At 39.7% G+C, this 23,540-nt stretch carries 22 protein-coding genes; 15 read left to right on the top strand and 7 right to left on the bottom strand.

Annotated elements, in window-relative coordinates; translation table 11 throughout:
- Positions 1-34 precede the first annotated feature (34 nt).
- The 3 genes from hisIE to luxS all read left to right on the top strand — a co-directional run bounded on the left by hisIE (position 35) and on the right by luxS (position 2,183).
- Entirely contained in the window at positions 35-715 is a 681-nt protein-coding gene (hisIE, locus tag ACWIUJ_RS05935; RefSeq protein ID WP_454169589.1) for a bifunctional phosphoribosyl-AMP cyclohydrolase/phosphoribosyl-ATP diphosphatase HisIE, read from the top strand.
- Positions 716-1,633, top strand: a complete 918-nt coding sequence (locus tag ACWIUJ_RS05930; protein ID WP_454169587.1) for a DUF2393 family protein — start codon at positions 716-718, stop codon at positions 1,631-1,633. It begins immediately after the preceding gene.
- Positions 1,634-1,694: 61 nt separating this feature from the next.
- Complete coding sequence (luxS, locus tag ACWIUJ_RS05925) at positions 1,695-2,183, top strand: S-ribosylhomocysteine lyase (protein ID WP_454169585.1); 489 nt, start codon at positions 1,695-1,697, stop codon at positions 2,181-2,183.
- Positions 2,184-2,199: 16 nt separating this feature from the next.
- Here luxS and rplI read toward each other — a convergent pair whose 3' ends face one another.
- Entirely contained in the window at positions 2,200-2,649 is a 450-nt protein-coding gene (gene rplI / locus ACWIUJ_RS05920; RefSeq protein ID WP_454150883.1) for a 50S ribosomal protein L9, read from the bottom strand.
- A 67-nt stretch (positions 2,650-2,716) separates the two neighbouring features.
- On the opposite strand from rplI, the gene ACWIUJ_RS05915 reads away from it, so the two are divergent.
- Positions 2,717-3,346, top strand: coding sequence for a M48 family metallopeptidase (locus tag ACWIUJ_RS05915; protein WP_454150885.1), 630 nt, complete (start codon positions 2,717-2,719; stop codon positions 3,344-3,346).
- Between the two features lie 45 nt (positions 3,347-3,391).
- Here the strand turns inward: ACWIUJ_RS05915 and ACWIUJ_RS05910 are convergent, their stop codons facing one another.
- A complete protein-coding gene (locus ACWIUJ_RS05910) occupies positions 3,392-4,333 on the bottom strand; it encodes an MBL fold metallo-hydrolase (protein WP_454150887.1) in 942 nt (313 codons plus the stop codon).
- Positions 4,334-4,436: 103 nt separating this feature from the next.
- Here ACWIUJ_RS05910 and mnmG point away from each other — a divergent pair, with 103 nt between their 5' ends.
- Both mnmG and ACWIUJ_RS05900 read left to right on the top strand, forming a co-directional pair.
- Complete coding sequence (mnmG, locus tag ACWIUJ_RS05905) at positions 4,437-6,329, top strand: tRNA uridine-5-carboxymethylaminomethyl(34) synthesis enzyme MnmG (protein WP_454169583.1); 1,893 nt, start codon at positions 4,437-4,439, stop codon at positions 6,327-6,329.
- A 10-nt stretch (positions 6,330-6,339) separates the two neighbouring features.
- A complete protein-coding gene (locus tag ACWIUJ_RS05900; RefSeq protein WP_454169581.1) occupies positions 6,340-6,705 on the top strand; it encodes a methionine-R-sulfoxide reductase in 366 nt (121 codons plus the stop codon).
- A 31-nt stretch (positions 6,706-6,736) separates the two neighbouring features.
- Here the strand turns inward: ACWIUJ_RS05900 and ACWIUJ_RS05895 are convergent, their stop codons facing one another.
- The 4 genes from ACWIUJ_RS05895 to hslV are packed head-to-tail and all read right to left on the bottom strand — an operon-like array spanning position 6,737 to position 10,607.
- Entirely contained in the window at positions 6,737-7,756 is a 1,020-nt protein-coding gene (locus ACWIUJ_RS05895; RefSeq protein ID WP_454150893.1) for a L,D-transpeptidase family protein, read from the bottom strand.
- Between the two features lie 20 nt (positions 7,757-7,776).
- On the bottom strand, positions 7,777-8,691 hold the full coding sequence (gene era / locus ACWIUJ_RS05890; RefSeq protein ID WP_454169579.1) for a GTPase Era: 915 nt from the start codon (positions 8,689-8,691) through the stop codon (positions 7,777-7,779).
- Positions 8,692-8,736: 45 nt separating this feature from the next.
- A complete protein-coding gene (gene hslU, locus ACWIUJ_RS05885) occupies positions 8,737-10,053 on the bottom strand; it encodes an HslU--HslV peptidase ATPase subunit (RefSeq protein ID WP_454152020.1) in 1,317 nt (438 codons plus the stop codon).
- A gap of 8 nt (positions 10,054-10,061) precedes the next feature.
- A complete protein-coding gene (hslV, locus tag ACWIUJ_RS05880; protein WP_454150897.1) occupies positions 10,062-10,607 on the bottom strand; it encodes an ATP-dependent protease subunit HslV in 546 nt (181 codons plus the stop codon).
- A 129-nt stretch (positions 10,608-10,736) separates the two neighbouring features.
- On the opposite strand from hslV, the gene ACWIUJ_RS05875 reads away from it, so the two are divergent.
- The 8 genes from ACWIUJ_RS05875 (at position 10,737) to ccoG (ending at position 21,670) form a co-directional block, all read left to right on the top strand.
- Positions 10,737-12,149, top strand: coding sequence for an apolipoprotein N-acyltransferase (locus tag ACWIUJ_RS05875; protein WP_454169577.1), 1,413 nt, complete (start codon positions 10,737-10,739; stop codon positions 12,147-12,149).
- A 65-nt stretch (positions 12,150-12,214) separates the two neighbouring features.
- Complete coding sequence (locus ACWIUJ_RS05870; protein ID WP_454169575.1) at positions 12,215-12,955, top strand: hypothetical protein; 741 nt, start codon at positions 12,215-12,217, stop codon at positions 12,953-12,955.
- A 9-nt stretch (positions 12,956-12,964) separates the two neighbouring features.
- Entirely contained in the window at positions 12,965-14,365 is a 1,401-nt protein-coding gene (locus ACWIUJ_RS05865) for an aminotransferase class V-fold PLP-dependent enzyme (protein ID WP_454169573.1), read from the top strand.
- Between the two features lie 109 nt (positions 14,366-14,474).
- Positions 14,475-15,527, top strand: coding sequence for a glycosyltransferase family 2 protein (locus ACWIUJ_RS05860; protein ID WP_454169571.1), 1,053 nt, complete (start codon positions 14,475-14,477; stop codon positions 15,525-15,527).
- Between the two features lies 1 nt (position 15,528).
- On the top strand, positions 15,529-17,286 hold the full coding sequence (locus ACWIUJ_RS05855; RefSeq protein WP_454150907.1) for a glucosyltransferase domain-containing protein: 1,758 nt from the start codon (positions 15,529-15,531) through the stop codon (positions 17,284-17,286).
- A 26-nt stretch (positions 17,287-17,312) separates the two neighbouring features.
- Positions 17,313-17,726 carry a GtrA family protein gene (locus ACWIUJ_RS05850; RefSeq protein WP_454169569.1) on the top strand — a complete coding sequence of 138 codons (414 nt, stop codon included), beginning with the start codon at positions 17,313-17,315 and terminating at the stop codon, positions 17,724-17,726.
- 92 nt (positions 17,727-17,818) lie between these two features.
- Positions 17,819-20,071 (top strand): TonB-dependent receptor, encoded by a 2,253-nt coding sequence (locus tag ACWIUJ_RS05845; protein ID WP_454169567.1) that lies wholly within the window; start codon positions 17,819-17,821, stop codon positions 20,069-20,071.
- A gap of 156 nt (positions 20,072-20,227) precedes the next feature.
- Positions 20,228-21,670, top strand: coding sequence for a cytochrome c oxidase accessory protein CcoG (ccoG, locus tag ACWIUJ_RS05840; RefSeq protein ID WP_454150913.1), 1,443 nt, complete (start codon positions 20,228-20,230; stop codon positions 21,668-21,670).
- 75 nt (positions 21,671-21,745) lie between these two features.
- On the opposite strand, the gene ACWIUJ_RS05835 is transcribed toward ccoG, so the two are convergent.
- Positions 21,746-22,579 (bottom strand): flagellar hook-basal body protein, encoded by an 834-nt coding sequence (locus tag ACWIUJ_RS05835; protein ID WP_454152021.1) that lies wholly within the window; start codon positions 22,577-22,579, stop codon positions 21,746-21,748.
- A gap of 128 nt (positions 22,580-22,707) precedes the next feature.
- Between ACWIUJ_RS05835 and fabI the strand changes: the two genes are divergently transcribed.
- Complete coding sequence (fabI, locus tag ACWIUJ_RS05830) at positions 22,708-23,538, top strand: enoyl-ACP reductase FabI (RefSeq protein WP_454169566.1); 831 nt, start codon at positions 22,708-22,710, stop codon at positions 23,536-23,538.
- The last annotated feature ends 2 nt before the right edge of the window (positions 23,539-23,540 follow it).

Genomic DNA, 23,540 nt, shown 5'->3' with positions numbered 1-23,540 from the left:
TTGTGAATTGCGGAGTTTGGTTAAGGGGTGGTTTTTGAGTGGCAAAGAGAGTATCATACAATCACTAAATTGGGATAAAACACCTCTTATCCCTACGATTGCGCAAGATTCTCAAAACAAAGAAGTGCTAATGCTTGGGTTTAGCTCTAAAGATTCTTTATCTCTTAGCCTTGAGAGTGGATTAGCGCATTATTTCTCGCGCTCTAAGAATCGCATTTGGAAAAAAGGCGAGCAAAGCGGACATTTACAGCACATTAAGCAAGTATTGGTGGATTGTGATAATGACACGCTTATTTTTCTTATCAGTCAAGAAGGGGTAGCTTGTCATAACGGCACAAGGAGTTGCTTCCGTCCTTTGGATTGTGAAATTTCCTCAATGCCTAGCGAGATTGATACGAGTGCAATTTATGGAATCATCGATACGCTTTATCACACACTTCTTTTACGCAAAAATGCCAAAAGTGATACTTCTTATACAGCAAGTCTTTATGCTAAGGGCACAAACACTATCGCTAAAAAAATCATCGAAGAAGCAGGCGAGCTTACTTTTGCCCTTAAAGATGGGAGTAAAAAGGATATTATTTATGAGTGCGCGGATTTAGTCTATCACACGCTTGTGGGACTTGCCTTTAATAATATAAGCCCAGATGAGGTGCGCCAAGAGTTGCTTAGGCGTGAGGGATTAAGTGGCTTAGAAGAAAAGAGATTACGATAAATGCAGTATTACAAGGATTTTCTCTATAACTTTTTTAACCTTTTTGGTCTTTATGAAATTGCCATTATGGGCTTTTTCTTTATCATTTTTTTTATATTTTTCTTGCTTGGATTGCTTTTGGCTGGACGCAAAATACTTCCACATCTTATGTTTTTCCTTGCCACGGCTGTTTTTATCTTTGCCCCTATTGGGTTACAGATGAGCATGCAGAAATTTTTATATACTACTGAGGTGCGCATTACAGAATCTAAGCGACTTTTGTATATTGATGCGTTTTTCTTGCAAGGGCAAATCACTAATGTTGGGTTTTCGCCCTTTAGTGTGTGTGAGGCTAGTGTGAGTGTTTTGCGGAGTGGTATTTTAGGGTTTCTTAACCCCATTTTTCCTTTGGAAAAATATTCAAAAACTATAAAAATGCCATTAAAACCCGGCGAAAGTGCAGAATTTAGCGTAGTGTTAGATAACTTTAGCACACAACTACCATTTGAATATCGCGTTGATATTGATTGCCATAATGTAAGTGGGCTTATTAAATCTGCATTTGAGGAAGATTCTCATACAAATGAAGATATGGAACAAGAGCTAAAGCGCACACCAAGCGATACGCAAGAATCTACAAACACTAAAGAGCAAGATGAGAAAAATATCAAAGATGAACAAAGCAACCAAGAAAGCGCGCCACAACCTAGCGTAGATTCCAATGAGGCAAGCAGTAATGCAAGCGATACACAAGAATTGCCAGCTCAAAACCAGATAATGCCTTTATTGCAAGATAATGCTAGCCCAGACACACAAAGTGAAATCAAAGAAAATGCGCCACAACCTAATGCCAATGAAACACAAAACCAAGACACCAATGAATCTCCCGCACAATCTAACACGCAACCAAACAACCAAAATTCCACACAGCCAAATTAAACCCCAGATTCCAAAAACTTGCTATAATGACACACTAAATTATTATTTTAAAGGAGAATCTATGCCATTACTAGATAGTTTTAAGGTAGATCACACTATTATGCCAGCTCCTGCTGTGCGCTTAGCAAAGACAATGGAAACGCCAAAGGGCGATAAAGTGTGCGTGTTTGACTTGCGCTTTTGCAAGCCAAATGAGGAAATTTTAAGCGAGAAGGGAATCCACACGCTAGAGCATCTTTTTGCAGGATTTATGCGCGAGCATCTCAATGCCTCAAGTGTCGAAATTATCGATATTTCGCCGATGGGCTGTCGCACGGGATTTTATATGAGCGTGATAGGCACTCCAAGCCAAGAGAGTGTCAAAGAAGCGTGGGAAGCGAGTATGAAAGATATTTTGCGCGTCAGCGAAATCCCAGAGGCAAACAAGTTTCAATGTGGCACTTATGCTATGCACTCGCTTAAAGAAGCCCAAGACATCGCCAATGATACGCTAAATAAGGGCATTGGCATAATGGATACACAAAAATTGCTACTCAAAGAGTTTGCGTAAATTTTAAAAATAAATGCTAGTGTAGTGGTAAGATATGGAGCGTGATTTTCGCGCTTATCCCACTTCCTAGCTTTACTTCGATGGTGAAATCCCCTGTGTGCTTGATGGGTTCATTTATGATAATGGATTTTTTATCAATGGTTGTTTTGATATGTTTTTGAATCTCATTTGCTACTTCATCTTTAGTGATAGAGCCAAAAAGCGCGTTATTGCTCCCCACCTTTTTATGTAGGCTTAGCTCTATGCCTTCTAAACTTTGTGCGAGTTGCTTTAGTTCAGCAAGCTCTAGGGCTTTAGATTCTGCGAGTTGTCGTTGTTTAGCGTTGTAGCGATTGATGACTTCATTTGTCGCTAACAGGGCTTTATTTTTAGCAATAAGAAAATTTTGCCCATACCCATCTTTGACTTCACACACTTCGCCAGCTTTGCCTAGTCCTTGCACATTTTCTAATAACAGCACTTTCATTGTAATCCTTATGTGTAGATTTGAATGTATTTTGTATAATGCCAAAAAATTTTCACAAAGTAGCAAAATGTTTGAAATAAAAATCACTAAAAAACGCGTAAAGTATGCACGAATGCGGATAAAAGATTCTCAAACACTTTTAGTTAGCGTGCCTTTTTATTATTCAAAGGCGCAATGTGAGGACTTCATCGCGCAAAATGATGTATGGATACGCACCACTTTACAAAAATTTAAACACATAGAATCAACGCGCCTTGCCGAGCGAGAAAGCAGGAAAAACACTATTTTGTATTTCGGGCAGTGGGTGCAAAAAGATTGGCTTACAACACACTTTAATAAGCAGTTATTGCAAGATGAACTAAGGGATTTACTTTTGGAGCAGTGTCAAAAATTCTCCTGTGCAATGAATCTTTCATACAAGCATATCACACTTACTCAAGCAAAGAGTTATTTTGGAATCTGCACGAGCGATAATTCTCTGCGTTTCTCAACAATGCTTCTTTTCGCTCCAAAGCCTTGTATCGAGTATGTCGTAATCCACGAGCTCGCTCATATAATGCACAAAAACCACTCCAAAGCATTTTGGGGTTTGGTTGAGAAGTATTGCTTAGAGTTCCGCTCTAGGCGAGCATTTCTACGCCAAAATGGACAAATATACAAAGAAATGCTCCAAGAACTTCATACGCTTTTTGCATAGCTTAAGCAAACTCAATTTGTATGCTAACACCAAGCAAATTTATTGCTATTTGAGTGGGATAGGGCGGAAAGTTGGAAAATGCGAACCAACAAAAAGCGCGTTTTTATATGCCTTATCTTTTTTAAACTTTTTCCATAGTTGTTCGCGTGTAGCCACAGCCTGTGCTTTGTCGTTATCATATTGTATGGCAATGGCAGGATTTGTATTTTGAATCTTAAAGTAATGCACCAAGTCGCTTATAAATACGAGCTTTTCCCCAGCAGATTCTATGCTAAAGATAGTGTGTCCGGGCGTGTGTCCGTAGGCTTGTATAGCGTTAATTTTGGCTTGCTTGGTGGCAAGAATTGGCGCACTATGAGCAAAAAATTCTTTTTCTTTAAAAGAGAGCAAAGATTTTTTTGCAAGTTCATTGTTTGAATTTGTCCAAAAATTATATTCAATTTCATCAATCAAAACTTTGGCATTGGGAAAAATATTGGCACTTTTGTAAGTTTTTTTGCTCTTTGGGGAATTTGGTAAAATGCCACCTATGTGGTCTGGGTGGGCGTGGGATACAATAATGTGTGTAATATCTTGCGGTGCGATTCCTATTTTTTGGAGTTGTGTAATGAGAATCTCTTGAGTATGGGTAAATCCCGTATCAATGAGCGCGATAAATTCCTTACCTTTTAGTAACATTACATTGTGATGATTTATCGCCTTGTCATTTGTCATTGTTTGTAATAACGCGCTTTGTTTATCATCACTTGCGATAAGTTTATCAAATGGCGCATCAAAATTGCCTAGTGAAATGACAAATACACTTATATCGCCAAAATCTTTTTTATACATATTTTGACTTGTGAGATAGGCATCTTGGTCGGTTTGTTTCATTGCCCGCATTGCTTCTTTGCTTATATTGTTGTTAGCGTTGCTGCTAGGTGCGCCAAAAGCTCCGCTAAATAACGCCATACATACAATCACTACTCTCAAACATTGCATTCCCATACTTCACTCCTTGAATTTTCTTATGATTGTATCACATTTATGCACGCAAGAAATATTTGTATTGTAAAATTGCGTTTTTTAAGATTCTCACATAAGGAAAAAAATGAATAATTTTGATGTGGTTGTGATTGGTGGTGGGCACGCTGGACTTGAAGCAAGTATTGCTAGTGCTAAAATGGGCGCAAAAACTCACCTATTTACTATCCTTATTCAAAATATTGCGCTAGCAAGCTGTAACCCTGCCATAGGTGGGCTTGGCAAGGGGCATTTGGTTAAAGAAATTGATGCGCTTGGTGGCGTAATGGGTGAGATTGCAGATATTTGTGGGTTGCAATTTCGCACACTTAATGCCTCAAAGGGACACGCTGTGCGTGGCACAAGAGCACAAATTGATATGGATACTTACCCGATAGTAGCTAAAAAATATGCCCTTAATACGCCAAATTTGAGCGTATCTCAAGAGCTCATCACGGATTTATTGCTTGAAAAAAGCGGAGGGCAATTTAGAGTTGTTGGAGTAAAAAGCAATCTTAATAAAACCTATTATGTAAAGAGCGTGATTCTCACCACAGGGACATTTTTACGCTCACTTATCCACATTGGCGAGCAAAAGCTCCAAAACGGGCGTTTTGGCGAGTTAAGTGCGCAAACACTCTCACTCTCCTTGCAAGACTTGGGTTTAGAAATGGGGCGATTAAAAACAGGGACTTGTGCGAGGATTGATGGGAGGAGCATTGATTGTAGTAATTTAGAAGCACATTATGGTGATGAGAATCCACCGCATTTTAGCGCACGCACAAGGGATTTTAACCCCGTGCAGATTCCGTGTTTTGTAACTTATACCAACCAAAAAACTCACAGCATTATCCGTGATAATTTTCATCGTGCGCCACTTTTTAGCGGGCAGATTCAAGGCGTTGGCCCGCGCTATTGCCCAAGTATAGAAGATAAAGTCAATCGCTTTGCACACAAGGAGCGACACCAACTTTTTTTAGAACCTCAAACACGCGAATGTGTGGAATATTATATCAATGGTTTGACCACTTCACTGCCAACTGATGTGCAAGAAGAGATGATACATAGTATTGAGGGATTAGAAAATGCGAAAATTACGCGTTATGGCTATGCCATAGAGTATGATTATATTCAGCCAACAGAGCTTACCCACGCACTTGCGTGTAAAAAATGCGAGAATCTCTTCCTAGCTGGACAAATCAATGGGACGACAGGGTATGAGGAAGCAGCCGCACAGGGCATAATCGCAGGCATTAACGCCGCACTTTATACACAGGGCAAAAATCCCTTTATTTTACAACGAAACGAAGCCTACATTGGTGTGATGATTGATGATTTGGTAAGTAAGGGCACAAATGAGCCGTATAGACTTTTTACTTCGCGTGGAGAATATCGCTTGCTTTTGCGTGAGGATAATGCGTATTTGCGACTAAGTCAAAAAGCCTTTGAGCTTGGACTCATCGCTCAAAGTGAGTATGATGAGGCGATGAATGACAAAAAAGCTATTGCGCGCGTTTTGCAATCCTTACAAGAAAATACAATAACTCCAAGTAAAGCAAATAATGAATTTTTAGAGAATCTTGGATTAAGAAAAATAAGCGATAAAGCCACACTTTTGCAAGTCATAGGAGTGAATGTCCCAGATTCTCATAATCTCATAGCTTTTTGTGAGCATTTTGGAGTGAGCATAGCGGATTTAAGCCAAAGGGCATTAGAGCAGGTGGTTATAGAATCTAAGTATGCAAATTACATCATAAAGCAACAAGAGAGCATTAAAAATATGCAAAATATGCTAAAAGTCGCCATTCCAAAAGATTTTGTATTTGATGATATACCCGGTCTTAGCCTTGAGGTGGTTGAGAAGCTAAAAAAATTCAATCCAAAATCACTTTTTGAGGCAAGCGAAATTAGTGGCATAACGCCAGCAAGCATTGATGTGTTGCATTTATACATTCACTTGCGCACAAAAAAGGCAAATTAAAGGAGTGATTTTGAGTCAAAAATACAATACACTAAGCAAAGAGCAAGAATATGTGCTTTTGCATAAAGGCACAGAACCACCATTTAGTGGAGAATATACCGATGTATTTGAAGAGGGAGAGTATGTTTGTGCGCAGTGCAATGCGCTTTTGTATCATTCAAGTGCGAAGTTTCATTCTGGTTGTGGTTGGGCAAGTTTTGAATCTAGTGAGAAAGGCGCAGTAAGTGAAAGCTTAGATTCTGATTTGCGCCGTATTGAAATTACTTGCACGAACTGCGGAGGGCATTTGGGGCATATATTTAGAGGCGAGGGATTTACTGCTAAAAACACGCGCCATTGTGTAAATTCCCTCTCGCTTATTTTTCATAAGCGATAAAATCTTGTCCGAGATTGCGTGGTGTGGGTGATTACTTCTCGCTTAGGATTTTCATCTTTCCATTATCAAGCCATACAAAAAGGTCTTTGCGGTGGCTTGAGTTGTAAGTTACCTTGCCATTTAGCATAGCCTTATAATTTTGTCTAAAGCTAATGCGAAACATTTGTTTTCCGTTTTCGTTGATAAATGGTGAAATGTCAATGGCACTAATGCCAATATCTTTCTCTTCATTTTTGGCAAATACACGCGTCTTGTGTTCGACAAAGGCTTTATATGTCATACCATTCTCGCGGATAAAGTCCTTGCTATCATAAAAACTTAGATATTTTTGTAGGTTGTTGTTTTGCCACATTTCACGCCATTGATAGAGACCTGATAGGAGTTGAGCGATACTTTGGAGTGATAGTGCTTGAGGTTCGCCCTCGCTTATAATGACAATGGTATCTCTATAATTGATGAGTTTGTCATATTTTTTTAACAATTCATTATCTATGGCAATGCAACCTCTTGTGTTGAGCTCCTCTCGATTCCCATCTAATGGCAATCCGTGTATCCAGATTCCCCCGCCCGTTTTTTTAAGCGATTTGTCATAGACATTTGGATAATTTGTCGCAAGTGCGAGTGGTCCATAGTATGGGGGAAGTCCTGTCAAACGAGCGGTCAAATCATACACGCCAATGGGCGTGGTCAAATCGCCCTCTAATTTCTTATGCCCCTTGCCCTTTGCTACAAGCGCAGATGAGCTTCCAAGTTCTTCAAAGCCTTTTTTGGTGATTTTTAGGAGTCTCAAATCAGGAGCGAGTTTATTAGAGATAAAGACAAATTTTGCACTTTCATAATAGCCGTAGCGCACATCTTTGCCCTCCAAGATTTTTAGCCAATATTGAGGAGAGAGCAAATATTCATCAAATTCTTTTTGCACCGCACCAATGCCACGCTCTTGATAGATTTTAAGCAATTTAAATACATCGTCGCTTATTGGTTGCAGAGAATCTGCACTAAGAAACCCGCCAAACAAACTAAATACACATATTGCCAAAACTTTTTTCATTTCCAATCCTTGAAGTTAATCTAATCCATAATATAGCCAAATTTCCGTAATTCATCTACTTGTTTATCCCAACCCTTCCGTAATTGCACCTCAAGCTTTAAAAATACCTTTTGTCCTAAAAGTCGCTCTAGCTTTTCTCTAGCATTTATTCCTATGCGCTTTATAGTTTGGGCATTTGTGCCAATGACAAGTGCCTTTTGACTTTGTTTGGAAACGATTATTGTAGCATAGATTCTATGAATTTTTCCCTCTTTGTAACGCTCAAGTAACACATCGCTTTGATATGGCACTTCATCGCTTAAGTTTTCAAAAACGCTCTCTCTTATAAGCTCTTTTGCAATATCACGCAAGCTAGCATTGGTGGCACTTTCATCATCATATAAAAATACGCCATCTTCTAAATGCTCTCCTAATACATTAAGAAGCTCTTGGAGTGTTTTTTCGTGCTTTATGCTTAGTGGTATAAGCGCAAGGTAGCGGTTTTGGTAATTTTGGTATTGCGCGATTTTTGCGAGGATTTGCTCATTGCTCGCAAGGTCAATTTTGCTTAGCACGACAATATGATTTTGTGCGATTTTTGTATTTGCCGAGAGTGTCAAAAACTCCTCGTAATGGGTAATATCATCACTTATTGGTGCGAGATAAACCCCCAAAGTGCAATCATTCATCGCCTTTAGTGATTGTTTTAGCATATATTGATTGAGTAATTTCTCTTGGTGGTGAATGCCCGGTGTATCGACAAAAATCATTTGCGCCTTATATGCTCCACGAGAATCTGTGCTTGTATGGGAGATGATAATTTGTAGCTGTTTGCGCGTGGCATTTGCTTTATGTGAAGTAAGGGCGAGATTTTGCTTGGCAATGGCGTTAAGCAGGCTTGATTTGCCAGCATTTGGTCGCCCTAATGTTGCTATAAAGCCACAACGCGTATTCATAAAAGTTCTTAATGATACAACACTGCGTAGCGCATAGTTTAATGCCTACAAAATATAGCGCGCCAAATCGACATTTTCTACTAGCTCGCCAAGTTTATCGCGCACCATTTGGGCTGTTATTACGACTTTTTTGCCCGCATAAGATTCACACTCAAAGCTTATATCCTCTAGCACACGCTCTATTGTGGTATGCAGGCGTCTAGCACCAATATCTTCTGTTTTTTGATTGGCATTAAAGGAGAGTTTAGCAAGCTCTCTAATCGCCTCATCATCGAATTCTAATGTAATATTTTCTGTTTCTAGTAAAAGTTGATATTGACGGACAATAGAGCTTTTGACTTGGGTGAGAATCTTATACAAACTCTCTTCATTTAAGTTTTCTAATTCCACGCGCAGTGGGAATCTCCCTTGCAATTCGGGGATTAAATCACTTGGTTTAGCAAATGCAAATGCTCCAGCAGCGATAAATAAAATATAATCCGTGCGGATTTGCCCGTATTTTGTATTCACCACGCTTCCCTCTACAATGGGGAGCAAATCTCTTTGCACGCCTTCTTTGCTTGGGTCTTGTCGTGAAGAATCTTTGCTTCCCACAGCGATTTTATCAATCTCATCGATAAAAATCACCCCCTTTTGCTCGGCGCGTTTTAGCCCCTCAAGTTTGATTGCTTCATAATCAAGGCATTGCATTGTAGCCTCGTAATTAAGGGCTTCCTTTGCCTCTTTTACACTCATTTCGCGTTTTTGCTTTTGGTCTTGGGGATTGAGGACTTTGATGATAGATTCTTGCACGCGCACGACCTCTGGCGGTAATCCCTCATCGTTAAAGTTTGTGTTTTTACTTACTTCGATTTCAATGACAAGTGTATCTACTTCTCCATTTTCGACCTTTTTTTTCATTTTTTCAAAGCTCTGCTCGTATTCAGCCTTTTTGCTCTCACTCACACTTGAGGGTAGTGGTGGGAGGAGCTTTTGTGTAATTTTATTAAGGATATATTCTTTAATCGCTTCTTGGCTTGATTGCTCTTGTTCTTTTTGGACGAGATTCACACTTGCGAGCACCAAATCACGCACCATAGATTCCACATCGCGCCCCACAAATCCCACTTCTGTGTATTTGCTTGCTTCTACTTTGACAAATGGCAATCCCATAATTTTTGCCATTCGGCGTGCGATTTCTGTTTTGCCCACGCCCGTTGAGCCTATCATTAAAATATTTTTAGGCGTGATTTCTTCTTGGATTTCTTTTGGGAGCTTCATTCGGCGATAGCGGTTTCTTAATGCGATTGCCACATTTTTTTTGGCTTCATTTTGCCCTATGATGTATTCGTCTAAATACGCGACAATTTCTTTTGGCGTCATATTTTCCATTATGCTAACTCCAAAATTTTTATGTTTGTGTTGGTATAAATACACAGCTCGCCTGCGATTTTGAGAGATTCTTCTACAAGTTCTTTTGGGGCAAGATTCCCAAATTTATCTAATGCCCTTGCTGCGCTTAGTGCGTAGTTTCCGCCACTTCCAATGGCAGCGATTTTGCCATCTTGAGGTTCGACCACATCTCCTGTGCCACTTAGGATATAGATATGTTCTTTATCAAGCACTATCATCATTGCTTCAAGTTTGCGTAAATATTTATCACTTCTCCATTGTTTGCTAAATTCTAGCACAGAGCGCGTAAGCTCACCCTTTTTGCCCTCTAAGATTCGCTCAAACATATCAAACAAACTAAAAGCATCAGCTGTGCTACCTGCAAATCCACTTAAAATTTTATCATTATAGAGCGTGCGCACTTTTGTTGCATTTCCCTTTAGGACACAATTACCAAATGTTACTTGCCCATCGCCCCCGATAATAGCGTAATCTTTGCCATTATATTGTCCCTTATATCCCAATATGGTGGTTGCTTCAAACATATTTTTCCTCTATGATAGGTGTAAAACTTCCTTGCTATTTTAACAAGATAAGTTCGCCATTTTAGCGCAATTTATGGTAAATTTACACAAATCTTTTCACAATTATCACTTTTTAAGAGAGCAGACACAATGAAATTTTTACAATCTAGCCGTTTTATCACTTCTATCACTTCAAAGGCTTCTATTTTGCGCACGCAGACACACATTCCGTCATTTGAAGATGGGATAGAATCTTGTTTGAAGCGTATTTTTAAAAAAGAGCTTAATCCAAAAGCATTTTCTTATAAACTTTGCATTATCGTTATAGACGCATTTTTAGCGTTTTTATTTTCTGCGCCAATTTATGTTTTAACGCTTTGTAATGTCGCCTTTAATGCTGATACTCCACTTATTTTGGGAAGTTTTTTGGCACTTTTAAGTATATATGTGTATTTGAGAATCCCCAAAGAGAGACGCTTTGGTTTTGGCTTTTTTGTGGGAGTGTTTTGGTTTTATTGGGCGAGTTTGAGTTTTCGTTTTGTTGATTTAGAGATGCTTATCCCCTTTATTATTGGTGCTATTGCATTGATATATGGAGGCATTTTTTGGCTTTTGCTTTTTTGTGAATGCCTTGTAATTCGGCTTTTGGGGTTATTAGTAATGCACTTTATCACGCCATTTGGCTTTGATTGGCTTGTGCCTGAAGCAGTGCTTGCGTATAGTTATTTTGATGTGAGCTATTTGCATTTCGCGCTTGTTGTTTGTGGATTGTATTGTTTTTTGACCCCGCATAAATGGCGATTTAAGAATCTTGCTGGGATATTTTTCCTTATCCTCGCACTTGATTTTGGGTTAATCGCGTCAGATTCTAAAGAGACACAAAGCCATACAAACACTCAAATGCTCCAACGCATTTATCTTTCACATACGAATGTCCCTCAACATTTAAAGTGGGAAGATGAGCAAATTGCCACAAGCATACAAGAGAATTTTGCCCTTATTCAAAATGCGATTGCAGAGGGAAAACAAGTTATTGTTTTGCCTGAAATTGCTTTTCCAATGGTGTTAGAATCTGGTGGAGAGTTTGGTGAATTTGTCATAAGCAGGCTTAAACAATATGCCAAAGACATCACCATTATTGCTGGGGCGTTACGAGTGGATAAGGGGGAATATTACAACAGCACTTTTGTTTTCAATGGTGATGAAGTTTTTTTCATCGATAAGGTGATTCTTGCGCCATTTGGAGAAAATATCCCATTGCCAGATTTTCTTGTGCGCTCATTTGGAGTTTTGCAAATGTTTCAATTTGCTTCTGGCAAAGAGTTTGGTGATATTGGAATCTTTGGAATGCGCTTCCGCAACGCCATTTGCTATGAAGCCACTTCAAGGAAATTATACGCAGATTATCCTCAATTTGTCATTGCTATGAGTAATAATGCGTGGTTTTATCCAAGCATTGAGCCATTTTTGCAAAAAATGCTTTTGAAATTTTACGCACGCAAATACCAAACTACGATTTTGCACTCGGGCAATATGAGTCAAAGTTATATCATTACGCCTTAAATTAACTAAATTGTATTTGTTTAGGGTAAAATGACGCAAGATTTTTATATTGATAAGGAGTAAATATGCGAGCAAAATATTTATTGTTGTGTGCATTGCTAAGTTTTGGTGCGTGCGATAAGGGCTCTACGCCAAAACTTTCTTTAGAGGAAAAAACACAAACAATCCAAAAAGCCCTTGATGAGAAAAACCTCCCCTTTAAAGTGGTTGAAATAACTGACATAGGACATTCCTTAGACCTTGTCGTAGTGCAATCAAATGATGGCACGCAAGAAGCACTCCTCTCTACAAGTGATAGTGAGGTGCTTATGGTCCTTGATGGAATCGCATTTAGTGCTGATAAGAAGCTAATAGATACAATAAGCTCTAAAACACAAAGTATAGCAAATGCAAACAAGCAAATGACAGATTCAGTCGTCAAAGAGGTTTTGGAGAAGCATAAAGATAGGGCAATCCACTTTAGTGCGAAATCACCAACCAATAAACGCCTTATAGTCATTTCAGACCCTAGTTGTATGTATTGTGCTAAGGAACTTGCAGGGCTTGATGAACGATTGGAGCAGTATAATGTAGATATGTATATTGTGGCGTTGTTAGGACCAGATTCAATCACGCGTGCAAGCTACATAATGGAGCATATAAGCAGTGATGAAAACGCAAATAAAACACTCCTGCAAAGTGTGTATGACAAAAGTTTTAATGTTGGTAAAGAGCGAGAATCTGTGGCAAAAGATGTCGTGGAGTTTAGCGGAGTTTTAATAGAATCTGGTGTAAGAAGCGTGCCTTATATCATTGAAGTTGAGTAAGTATATTGAATGCAAATCACGCCCATTGTTGAGAGTTTTTTTGCCCCGCTTTTAGATGAGGGCTTAGATTTAGGCGAGAAAGTTCAGCAGGTGCGTGAGAGTATCATTATTGATTCTCAAAGTAAATATTTTGATTGGACAGCTTCGGGGCTTGCTCATAAGGGTATAGAATCTCGTATTGCTCAAATTTTGCCATTTTATTCTAATACACATTCTTTTAGCTCAAGCCACTCTAAAATCACTTCTGCGCTCTATGATGAGGCAAGAACACGCACTAAGCAGGCACTAGGACTAGGTGATGAGTTTTTGCTCGTTGCTTGTGGGAGTGGTGCAAGTGGCGCGATTAAAAAGTTCCAAGAATTACTCGGTATTTATATCCCTCCACAAAGCAGACGAAGAATCCAAATACCAAAGCAATCTCGCTTACCAAAAGTGTTTATTAGCTCTTATGAGCATCATTCTAATGAAATTTCTTTGCGCGAGGGGCTTTGTGAGATTGTCAAAATTGGGCTAGATTCCACAGGGCGATTTGATATATCTGCCTTAGAAACACAATTACGCCAAGCTCAACAAGAAAATGCAGAGATTATCGGCTCATTTTGTCTTGCTTCTAATGTCAGTGGGATTCTCTCTCCACAAGAAAAAATCGCCAAACTTTTTGCCAAATACGCACCAAACGCACCGCTTGCCTTTGATGCAGCGAGTGCGAGCCCACATATTGATATGCAATCTAAACATTGCAACGCACTCTTCCTTGCCCCTCATAAACTCTTAGGCGGTGTGGGTTCTTGTGGGCTTTTGGCGATGCACAGGCACTTTTTTCAAACGCCAAGCCCGAGCTTTAGCGGTGGAGGCGTGATAGAGTATGCAAGCAATGATGGGCATTTGTATGTAGAGGATTATGAGCGTAGAGAGGAGGCAGGCACGCCACCGATTATAGGGCTTTTGCGTGCGGCATTGGCGTATCAGCTTCGCAATGAGGTGGGGTTAGAGAACATTGCTCGCCGTGAGCGAGTTTTAAGCCAGATTCTTTTAAATGAGCTTAAAAAAATCCCTGCCATTAGTTTATATGGTGATTGGGAGAATCCTAAGGGTGATTCTTTAGGCATCGTAAGTTTTAATATCGCGTGTGTTTCGCCATTTGATTTAAGTGTGCTTTTAAGTCAAAAGTTTGGAATCCAAACTCGCGCTGGGTGCTCTTGTGCAGGACCTTATGGGCATTATTTGATGGATTTAGATTCTCTACATTTTACCAACCAAGAATCCAAAAAGCTCCTTTATTCACTTCTTAAAAATCCACAAAAAAGACCGGGTTGGCTTAGAGTGAGTTTGCATTACACACATAATTTAGAGGATATAGAATATTTAGTCCAAAGCATTCACGCTGGCATAAAAATTTTGCGTTCATAAGAATCACGCTTAAAATAATTCACACAAAATCATTTGTTAATAAAACATTCAAAAAAACGCTATACAATATCCACTTCAATCTATAAAATTATCGCGTAAGGATTATAAAATGAGCACGGCAAATACTCCTGCAAATAGTTCTAAAAGTGTTTCACAAGGCATTTCAATAGTAGTGCCTTGCTATAACGAAGAAATTTCACTGCCAAAATTTCAAAGTCAAATCGCCCTCACAATGCAACAAGTCCAAAAGGAGTTCCCACACATAACCTATGAAATAGTCTTTGTCAATGACGGGAGCAGGGATAAAACTTTAGAGATTTTGCAAGATATGCGCTCAAAGGCAAAAAACATTAAAGTGCTTTCTTTTTCGCGTAATTTTGGCAAAGAAGCAGCAATTTTAGCAGGTTTGAGAGAAGCAAGCGGGGAGGGCGTGATTTTAATTGACGCGGATTTGCAAGACCCTCCACATTTAATCATTGAAATGGTAAGAATCTGGCTTAATTCTAATCGCACAACAAAAGTCATCTATGCGAGACGCACTACGCGCGCTGGAGAGTCTAAAGTCCGTGCGGCTTTAAGTGAAATTTTTTATAAACTCTCAAACTTGCTCTCAGAGGTAAAAATCGAATCTGGCGTGCGAGATTTTCGCTTAATGGATAGAGAAGTAATAGAGGCGATTTTAGAGCTTAAAGAATATCATAGATTCTCAAAAGCGATATTTGCGTGGGTTGGGTTTAAGCGTGAATGCTTAGAATATGAATATATCCCGCATTTTAAGGGCGCATCGAGTTGGAGCTTTTGGAATCTCTTTAAATATGCTATTGAAGGAATCGTAAGCTTTAGCACTGCTCCACTGCGTATCGCCTTTGTGCTTGGGGGGCTTATGAGTATTGTGGCGGTGGTGTATGGAATCCACCGTATTATTGATACGATTGTATATGGCAACCCTGTGGCTGGGTATCCTAGCCTTATGGTGGTTATTACCTTTATTGGTGGGATTCAATTAATGCTTCTTGGTGTGATTGGCGAGTATATTGCTAGGATTTATGAGCAAGTCAAAATGCGTCCGATTTATATCCTCGAGCAATTTAAGGACAAGCAAGCCACACAAGCAAACAAAAAGACAAAAGCAAGCACCACTAAATCTAATAAAAAGGACTAATATGCCACGACATCTCTCTCGTAGTATGAAGGAATTTGTTATTGCCTCTTGGGCATTTTTCCATACGCAAGGATTTTGGAAATATTTTTTAATCGCCTTTAGTCTCTATCTTTTAGGGATTATGAGCATTATCCGCGCTGATGTGTATTATATCGATGATTTGGGGCGCGCTGTGATTGGCTATAAAGAATGGGATAATTTCTCGCGCTATATTAGTTGGTTTTTATCCACTTTTGTGCATATGGACACCGTGCTTACTGACATCGCGCCACTTACGCAAATCGTGGCTATTGCTTTTTTAAGTTTTGCGAGTATTATTTTGGTGTGGAGCATTAGAGAGATTATTTGGAAAAGCGAGGATTTATTGTGGGAATCGAGCGAACTCCCAAACAAAAAGCGTCTTACAGTTCTTGGCATTATTGCCTCTATTCCTATTGGGCTTTCACCTTATTTTTTGGAGGATTTGTCTTTTCGCTTTGATTCTCCGTATATGGCGTTATCTGTGCTTTTTAGTGTGATTCCATTTGTGTTTATTCATCACATTCGTGCGTATATTCCTGTGGGTATTTTGTGCTCGCTTGGTATGTGTATGACTTATCAAGCAAGTAGCGGGATTGAGATTATTTTGGTGTCATTTTTTGCGTTTTTAATGCTTAATCAAACCAACGCAGGGCTCAAAAAAACTCTTACTTTTGTGTTGGTGTCATTTTGTAATTATGCCTTTGCTTTGCTTATTTTTAAACTTTTTATAATGCACGATTTTGGGCACGCTCAAGCAAGCACCAAAATGCTAGAATCTAGTGAGTTATTAGAGGGCATTGTAAAAAATATCCAAATGTATGTGGGCTATTTGTGGAATGACTTTGGGTGGAGTGGGATAAAGATTTGTTTTCTTGCCTTACTTGTGGCATTTGTGTGTTCGGCAGTCTATCAAGCAAAAATCAATAAATTCCTTTCATTTCTACTCGCCATAATTGTCCTATGCGTGGGAATCGTATGCTCGTATGGGACATATTTGGTGCTCTCTGTGCCTCTGCCACGGCCACGCGCGTTTATTGGGATTGGCGTGTTTGCAGCGATTTTAGCGATTTATGTGGCGAGTGCGTGGCGAGGCTGGGCGTATAAAAAGCAAGATATTAAGCGCACGGATTCTACCGCGCTTTCATCACGCGAGACACAAAGCAGAATCTTTTTTGTCTTTAGCGCGGTGGTTGTTGGGTTTTTCTCTTGGTCGCTTATTGTGTTTTCTAACTCCTATGGTAACGCACTTTCAGCCCAAGATAAATACCAAAATTTCCGCTTAACCTTGCTCCTTAATGATTTAGTCAATGTCGTGCCAAAAAAGGCAGCGGATTACCAAAATTATCTTTATCGCATTAGAGGGTGGGTTACGGCAAGCCCTGTGTTAGAAAATTCCTCCAAAGAGAATCCCATAATGAAGCGATTAGTCAAAATCACTGATGGGAAGTATTGGGTGCGAATGGCGATGAAGCACTATGGTTGGGGTGATGTGCCAGAATCTCAAATCGATGAAACGCCTATCAACGAAGACCACCAAAAGCTCGCAGAAAATCCACATTGTATCCCAGAATCTGCGGGCAAATTGCTTACAAAGGTTGATAATATTTATCATAGAATCGAAGTGTATCCAAACTGCACGATTATTACCTTTAAAGGAAAGGAAAAATATATCCACGAGGAAGACAAACAATTAGAAGAGGAATCACAAGAAAAGCCTGATGACCCGAAGGCTTCTTAATCTTTAATTTGACTTAAGAGTGATAAATGCGAGGATTGATTGGCAAACTTTTGGGAAGTAGCCTTGTTGTATATGGGCTCGTGGGTGTGGCAAACACTTGTGTGGGACTTGGACTTTGTTTGTTGCTGACTTTTTTAGGGCTTGTGCCTGAAGTGGCAAATTTGCTGGGCAACATAGCAGGCGTAATTAACTCCTATTTTCTCAATAAAAAATTTACCTTTAAATCCAAAAATTCTCATAAGCAAGATGCGTGGCGATTTGGCGTGGCAATGGGCATAGCATATTTGGCAAATTTAGCAACGCTAAGCATTAGTCATAGAATCTGTGGGGTTGATGTGTATATTGCACAAATTCTCGCAAGTGTGGTTTATACCATTGTGGGCTACTTTATCAGTAAATTTTGGGCATTTAAAACCTCGCAACACCAAGACTTTGTATAATTTTTCTAAAATTTTTACTCTATTTCCAATTTTTATATCTTTTTTTTTAGAAATAGCTATACTTTTGATAAATTCTTATTAGAGGTATAAAAATGATAAAAAAGTCATTGCTATTTTTTACTCTCGTTTCTTTGGTGTTTTTGCGCGCTAATGAGGCACAAGTAGATGATGAGGTTACAAATGCGAATGAGGCTAAGAAAGTGCGTTTGGAAAAATCCAGCGTAAGCGCAGGTGTTGCACTAGAGAGTGATATTGTCAATATTCCAGCGAGCATTACGGTGATAGATTCCACTCATATCCAAAAAATGCCAAACACAAAGATTGCTGATATTGTCAATGTTATCTCCGGTGTGCGTGTGGATAATAATACAAACTTTAATGCACGCCCACAAATTCGCATTCGTGGTGTAAATTCTGGCACGCTTGTTATGCTTGATGGGGTGATTTTAAGTGATTTGGAGGGCGAGGCGAGAATCTTAAACCAAATATCCCTCTATGATGTGGAGCGCGTAGAAGTCGCAAAGGGTGGGTATTCTAGTCTCTATGGCACGGGCGCAATAGGTGGCGTGATACATTTCATTACAGCAATGCCAGAAAAGTTCGAGCTCCAAGCAATCGCAGGCTATGGCAATGAAATCCAAAAAGACACTGCGGATAAAAATACTTTTAGATTCTATGGAAGTGTTGGCGATGTGTTTTTTGATAAACGATTAAAGGTAAAGTTGAGCGCGGGATTCACCACCACAGATGGCTATTCTAGCTACCCTACTTACCTATCAAGCACCAATGCTGAAGCAAATGACGCAATAGCCGCAGGGGCACAGCAAAATAGCGCAGGGCAAGTGATTTTAGGCACGGGTGGTGATAGAGCGGTGCAAAGTTATGACATTTCGTTTAAGTCAAGCCTTGAGCTAGGCAAGCGTGATGAGGTGGGATTATCCTTGCGTCTTTCTAACCATAACTACGATGTTAAAAACTTTCAGTCCTACTTGCGCGATAATCAAGGCAACCCTACTTATTTATTGAATACTAAAAATTATTTTATAGGCTCTGGGCTTGGTGGCATAGGGAGTTATACACATATTATAGGCAATCTTAATTATCTGCATAGTTTTGAGCAAAGCACACTCAAAATCACACTCTCAAGTATGAATCTCCTAAGTTGGTGGCAAGATGCCATTCAAGATGGCAAACAAAGCTTTAGTAATGGTGCTGGAAGCACGCAAGATACGGATTCTTCAAGTAATTATTTAGATTTTATTTATGCAGATACTCATTTAAGCGACCATATTATTACCTTAGGAGCGCAGTTTCGCTACTATACCTACACACAAAAACAGCGTAATATGACAAATTGGCGTGATTATCATTCACGCACAGATTATCGCGTGCGATTTGGCACGGAGGCAGTGGCAGGTTCTGTGTATTTTAATATGGATTCATTATGGGTAGATTCTCCTAAGTTTGGTGCATTTGGCACAAGTATTGGATTGCGCTATGATTATTGGCGCAATTTTAATGGCTATTATGACAACTTTATATCCAATTCACAAGAAAGTAAGAAAAATCAAAGTAATAGCGTGTCTATCCTGAGCCCCAAGTTCGCTGTGATTTATACTCCGCTTGATACGCAAGAGCACACACTAAGGCTAAAGGCTTCTGTGGGGCGCGGATTTCGTATGGCGACTTTGCGAAACAAATACCAATTCACCCACGCACAAACTTATTGGGAAGTAAATGAGAATCTAAAGGAAGAGCACGCTATCAATACAGAAGTTGGCGTGGAATACGATAATAATGCGTTGCGCACAAGTTTGTATTTTTATAACCTTGAAATGTTTGATATGATATATCGCTCGGGCTCTGGTGCGCAAGCTGACCCATATAAATTTATAAACGCAGGGAGAGGGAGGATAAATGGAATCGAGTTTGATATAAATATTCCTATTTGGCACGCGCTAGAGATTCAGGCAAATTACACACTAAGCAATGCCAAAGTGCTAAAAAATACTGCGCGTCCAGATTCTGTGGGGAAACAATTTGTAGGACTTCCTTTACACACGCTTAATGCAGGGGTTAATTATTTGCCACAATATGGCGTGTTTGCTTCTGTTTGGGCACATTATACACCAGCTTTTTATAATGATGATAGCAATTCGCCCATTATCCCAAATGTCTATGGAAGCTATGATTCTCAATTTGCCTTGAATGCCAAAGTCGGCTATACCTTTAAAAATAATTTACAGCTCTGCGCGCAATTCCTTAATATCACAAATAACCGCTACTATGATTTTTATCGTGTGGCAGGCGCGAGTTATTATCTCCAAATCGCGTATAAGTTATAAAGATTTTATCCACGCTACAAACAAAAAATGTAACTTTATTACAAACTTTTTGTTTTAAAATTCCTAAAATTTAGGTAGTTTTAAGACAAAAAGGCTTACAATGTGCGCGGAATTAGCAACAAAGCAATAAACCCAACACAGGCAAAAGGATAAAAAATGCAGGCAAATACAACTATAAGCACCACTCCACACACAACAAATTACCGAAAACATCGCTACTTGCTTTATTTTAGCGCGATGATTTTTTTTCTTGGATTCCCTTTTATCACCATTGATGGCAATCATATCTTTTTGCTTTCATTTGCGCACGGCGAGTTTCATCTACTTGGCACGCGTTTTAATATGCAAGAGCTCTATTTGTTGCCCTTTTTGCTCATAATCCTTTTTGTGGGAATCTTTTTCCTTACTACGCTAGGTGGTCGTATGTGGTGTGGCTGGGCGTGCCCGCAAACTATCTTCCGCACGATTTATCGCGACTTATTGCAAACCAAAATTTTTAAACTTCGTAATAAAATCTCAAATAAACAACGACCTTTGCGCCTAGATTCCCTAAGTGATAAACTTAAAGCAACTTTGGCATTTGTGATAATAATGTTTTTGTGCCTTGTGGCTACGGCGAATTTAATGTTTTTCTTTGTGCCACCGCTGGAGTTTTTTGAGGCTTTGGCTAACCCAAGTCAGCACCCGATTTTAATGGGATTTTGGCTTGGTTTTGGACTTTTTTTTACCGCTGATATTGCCTTTATCCAAGAAGTGTTTTGCGTGTATATTTGTCCTTATTGTCGTGTGCAAAGTGTGCTGTATGATGATGATACTATTATGCCAATTTATGATAGCAGGCGTGGTGGAGCGATTTATAATGCGGATTTGCAAAAAATCCCAGAAAAATTAAAGTTTAGAGAGCCTCAAGCAGAATGTGTGGAATGTGAAGAGTGTGTGAAAGTCTGCCCCGCGCACATTGACATTCGTAAAGGAATGCAACTAGAGTGCATAAACTGCCTTGAGTGCGTTGATGCGTGTGGAAGTGTGCAGGCACGATACAATCGAGCTAGCCTAGTGAATTGGAGTTCGCCATTTAGCACACAAAATAATGTCAAAATCCGCTATTTTCGTCCTAAGACTATCGCGTATATCGCCGTGCTTGCCATTGCGTTTGTAGCAATTTTGGTCGTGAGTGGCAAAAAAGAGGGAATGCTCTTAAATGTCAATACAACCACGCAAATCTATCAAATCACGCAAAAAGATGAGGGTGTGGTAATAAGCAATAGCTTTAAGGTGCTTTTTCATAATACTGATAGCGTGCCACACGAATTTTATATCGCTATTGAGAATCCAAGCAAAGATTCTGCTATTGCAGATAAGTTAAAAATAAGCAAGCCAAAAGAGCCATTTTTAGTAAAAGCTGGGCAAAAACGCACCGAAATTGTTACCGTTCAAGCATTAGAGCCACTTTCAAATAATCAAAAAGATGATAGTATTTTCCCATTTGTATTCCGCGCGTATGCGCTTGATGATGAGGAGAAAACCTTTGCTAAGCGCAAAAGTAACTTTACTTATCCAAGCCAAAAAAACATACAAGCACACTCTAACAAAGAGTAAAATACCTCTATTAAGAATCTAAGATTCCTAATAGAGCGATAAAAAGCGGAGTTTGTGTAGATTTAATTTTATTTTTTACGCTCGAACGGCGAGTTTGTTAATTGCATCAGTGTTGAGCTCGTCCATATGTGAGCGCATTACGCGTTGATACATATCTACGAGGCGGTTTGTTTCGATGAGCGCGCTCATTTCTCGCACGGCATTGACATTGCTCTTTTCTACGAAGCCTTGTAGCATACCCATACTTCCAGCGAGGAGCTCTCGTTCATTTAGTCGCTCTTCTGGGAATTCATAGAGATTTTTACCGATTTTTTTCAAATAGCGTGGATTCTCAAAGCCAACTACTGCTAAGCCACCAATAGGCACTATTTCAGCGATTTCATCATTATTGAGCGCGCGCAAGTAGAGATTGCCATTTTTATCTGTCTCTAAATGCAAGCCCTCAGGCACAGAGATAGTCCCCTCAGAATCTAGCCCAGCGCGTGAAAGCACAGGGAAGCCTTCTTTGGTGCTTAAGATTCCATCGCTGTTAATGCTAAAGCTCCCATCTCGTGTATATCGCACGCCCTCAGGTGTGAGGATAGCAAAATACGCATTTTTGTTTTGCAGGGCGAAATCAAGGGGATTTTCTGTTTGTGCCATTGCCCCCACTTCTGTATCGGTGTATTCCTCGCTAATGATTGGCACTCTATCCATTGTGCGATTGAGGAATTTCGAGGCTTCGCGCGTGTGATTATCGATAGGAAGTTCGTGTTTGTGTGTTTGATAAAGTCGCAAGTAATCCCCGATGACTACATCATCGCGTTTAAACCCATTGGTGTTAAGATTTGCTAGATTGTTTGAGACAATATCAAGTTTGCTAAATTGCGTTACGATACCGCCTGTCGTGTTGTAATATCCACTTTGCATATAAACTCCCTTTTTAATGTAGATTCCAAACTTAAACTGCCAAAATTTAAACAAAAAATATTCCTCAAAATTCACATTAAATAAAACCGCTTATAATTGCAAGAAAATTCATCAAACAAGGAGCGCAAATGATAATGCAGGGCAAAAAAGGTCTTATCGTGGGAGTGGCAAATAATCGTTCGATTGCGTATGGTATCGCTAAGGCGTGCAAGGAGCAGGGCGCAGAGCTTGCTTTTACTTTTCTTAATGAGAGCTTAGAGAAGCGCGTGCGTCCAATCGCACAAGAGTTAGATTCTCATTTTGTATATGAGCTTGATGTAAGTAAGCCAGAGCATTTCAGCGCACTAGCGAAGAATCTTGCCAAAGATTTTGGCAACCTTGATTTTGTCGTGCATTGTGTGGCTTTCGCGCCCAAAGAGGCATTAGAGGGCGAGTTTATCAATACAAGCAAAGCCGCGTTTAACACCGCGTTAGAAATTTCGGTATATTCGCTTATTGAGCTAGCTCGTTGCACATTTCCATTACTCAATAAAGGCGCGTCTATCCTCACACTTACCTATCTTGGCAGTGTGCAGTATGTAACCAATTACAATGTAATGGGCGTGGCAAAAGCAGCATTAGAATCGAGCGTGCGTTATTTAGCCTATGACTTAGGGAAGCGAGGTGTGCGCGTGAATGCGATTTCTGCGGGACCTATTAAGACACTTGCAGCAAGTGGGATTAGTGATTTTAGCATAATGCTTAAATGGAATGAAGCAAACGCTCCATTGCGCGAAAATGTGAGTATCACACAAGTGGGGAACTCCGCAATGTATCTTTTAAGTGAGCTCTCAAGTGGCGTAACGGGCGAGATTCACTATGTGGATTGTGGGTATAATATAATGGGAATGTGCGCCACAGAGGAGCTAGATGGCAAGCTCACTCCGCGCTGGGATATAATCAAAAATCAGCAAGCCTAATC

Source organism: Helicobacter sp. 23-1046 (assembly GCF_053654635.1).
The sequence above is the reverse complement of the archived record's forward strand: the minus strand, read 5'-3'. Positions and strand labels throughout refer to the sequence as shown.

Coding starts and splice junctions, on each gene's coding strand:
- ACWIUJ_RS05895 (WP_454150893.1), bottom strand. CDS start 7,756: ATGAAAAAAGTTTTGGCAATATGTGTATTTAGTTTGTTTGGCGGGTTT.
- ACWIUJ_RS05875 (WP_454169577.1), top strand. CDS start 10,737: ATGAAATTTTTACAATCTAGCCGTTTTATCACTTCTATCACTTCAAAG.
- ACWIUJ_RS05835 (WP_454152021.1), bottom strand. CDS start 22,579: ATGCAAAGTGGATATTACAACACGACAGGCGGTATCGTAACGCAATTT.
- hslU (WP_454152020.1), bottom strand. CDS start 10,053: ATGACGCCAAAAGAAATTGTCGCGTATTTAGACGAATACATCATAGGG.
- ACWIUJ_RS05910 (WP_454150887.1), bottom strand. CDS start 4,333: ATGGGAATGCAATGTTTGAGAGTAGTGATTGTATGTATGGCGTTATTT.
- mnmG (WP_454169583.1), top strand. CDS start 4,437: ATGAATAATTTTGATGTGGTTGTGATTGGTGGTGGGCACGCTGGACTT.
- era (WP_454169579.1), bottom strand. CDS start 8,691: ATGAATACGCGTTGTGGCTTTATAGCAACATTAGGGCGACCAAATGCT.
- ACWIUJ_RS05855 (WP_454150907.1), top strand. CDS start 15,529: ATGCCACGACATCTCTCTCGTAGTATGAAGGAATTTGTTATTGCCTCT.
- rplI (WP_454150883.1), bottom strand. CDS start 2,649: ATGAAAGTGCTGTTATTAGAAAATGTGCAAGGACTAGGCAAAGCTGGC.
- ACWIUJ_RS05915 (WP_454150885.1), top strand. CDS start 2,717: ATGTTTGAAATAAAAATCACTAAAAAACGCGTAAAGTATGCACGAATG.
- ccoG (WP_454150913.1), top strand. CDS start 20,228: ATGCAGGCAAATACAACTATAAGCACCACTCCACACACAACAAATTAC.
- ACWIUJ_RS05870 (WP_454169575.1), top strand. CDS start 12,215: ATGCGAGCAAAATATTTATTGTTGTGTGCATTGCTAAGTTTTGGTGCG.
- ACWIUJ_RS05860 (WP_454169571.1), top strand. CDS start 14,475: ATGAGCACGGCAAATACTCCTGCAAATAGTTCTAAAAGTGTTTCACAA.
- ACWIUJ_RS05930 (WP_454169587.1), top strand. CDS start 716: ATGCAGTATTACAAGGATTTTCTCTATAACTTTTTTAACCTTTTTGGT.
- ACWIUJ_RS05865 (WP_454169573.1), top strand. CDS start 12,965: ATGCAAATCACGCCCATTGTTGAGAGTTTTTTTGCCCCGCTTTTAGAT.
- ACWIUJ_RS05845 (WP_454169567.1), top strand. CDS start 17,819: ATGATAAAAAAGTCATTGCTATTTTTTACTCTCGTTTCTTTGGTGTTT.
- ACWIUJ_RS05850 (WP_454169569.1), top strand. CDS start 17,313: ATGCGAGGATTGATTGGCAAACTTTTGGGAAGTAGCCTTGTTGTATAT.
- luxS (WP_454169585.1), top strand. CDS start 1,695: ATGCCATTACTAGATAGTTTTAAGGTAGATCACACTATTATGCCAGCT.
- fabI (WP_454169566.1), top strand. CDS start 22,708: ATGATAATGCAGGGCAAAAAAGGTCTTATCGTGGGAGTGGCAAATAAT.
- hslV (WP_454150897.1), bottom strand. CDS start 10,607: ATGTTTGAAGCAACCACCATATTGGGATATAAGGGACAATATAATGGC.